The sequence below is a fragment of the Polaromonas sp. P1_G4 genome, assembly GCF_056405475.1.
Map to the genome: position 1 here is coordinate 1 of NZ_JBFUCA010000878.1, position 1,100 is coordinate 1,100.

General features: G+C 60.9%; 3 protein-coding genes. All 3 read left to right on the forward strand.

Going from position 1 to position 1,100, the window contains the following annotated elements; translation table 11 throughout:
• On the forward strand, positions 1 to 213 hold a 213-nt coding region (locus AC1D1X_RS24100; RefSeq protein ID WP_477699458.1), incomplete at its 5' end, for a 2-oxo acid dehydrogenase subunit E2.
• Positions 214 to 221: 8 nt separating this feature from the next.
• The gene (locus tag AC1D1X_RS24105) at positions 222 to 695 is read left to right on the forward strand and encodes a hypothetical protein (RefSeq protein ID WP_477669345.1); all 474 of its coding nucleotides are present in this window, start codon (positions 222 to 224) and stop codon (positions 693 to 695) included.
• Between the two features lie 6 nt (positions 696 to 701).
• Positions 702 to 1,100: FAD-dependent oxidoreductase (locus AC1D1X_RS24110; protein WP_477699459.1), on the forward strand; the 399-nt coding region annotated here is incomplete at its 3' end.

Here is a 1,100-nt window from a genome sequence, read left to right on the forward strand (position 1 = left end):
CCCATCATCAACCCGCCGCAGTCGGCGATCCTGGGCGTGCATGCGACCAAGGACCGCGCCGTGGTCGAAAACGGCCAGATCGTGGTCCGTCCGATGAACTACCTGGCAATGAGCTATGACCACCGCATCGTCGACGGTCGTGAAGCTGTGCTGGGCCTGGTGGCGATGAAAGAAGCGCTGGAAGATCCTGCACGCCTGTTGTTCGACATCTAAGGCTGTCGATGCGCCGCCTCGTCGCCTGCCTGGCCTGCACGTTGAGTGTGGGCCTGGCTGCGGCTGCTGCGTCGGCTGGCGACAACTGGAGCGGTTACTACGGGCTGCAATGGGTCAGCGTTTCGCAGGCGGGGTCCCGGCTGGTACTGGCGAAGGCGCCGGATGCTGATCCGGGGAAGCTGGTTGAAAAATACCAGATGGACCTGGCGCGATGGACCATTGCCGATGTGCGGACCCCTACGGAAACCGTATCCCTGCGCCGCTTTCTCGCGGAGGAGTACGAGAGCTTCGGCTGGGCCGCGCTGCATGCCGCCGGCGGGATTGAATGCCTCGATGCCAGGCATCTGTTTGTCTGCAGCACCGCGCCCGGAACGACCGTGAAAATTGGCCGCGAAGGTCCCCAGCAGGAAAGCCTGCAGGCGCGCACCGGTGTATTTGGAATCGTCCTCCACGCGGGGGCGTTTGAACTCAAGAAGGAATAAAGAAATATGTCTAAACAATTCGACGTCATCGTCATCGGTGGCGGCCCCGGCGGTTACATTGCCGCGATTCGCGCTGCCCAACTGGGTTTCAACGTCGCCTGTATCGACGAATGGAAGAACGCCAAAGGCGGCCCGGCCCTGGGCGGCACCTGCACCAACGTCGGCTGCATTCCGTCCAAGGCGTTGCTGCAATCGTCCGAACATTTCGACCATGCCAGCCACCACTTTGCCGATCATGGCATTGAGGTCAAGGGCCTGGGCCTGGATGTCACGAAGATGCTTGCCCGCAAGGACACTGTCGTCAAGCAGAACAACGACGGCATCGTCTACCTGTTCAAGAAGAACAAGGTCACCTTTTTTCACGGCCGCGGCTCCTTTGTCGCTGCAAAAGACGGCCTCTATGAC

Coding starts and splice junctions, on each gene's coding strand:
- AC1D1X_RS24105 (WP_477669345.1), top strand. CDS start 222: ATGCGCCGCCTCGTCGCCTGCCTGGCCTGCACGTTGAGTGTGGGCCTG.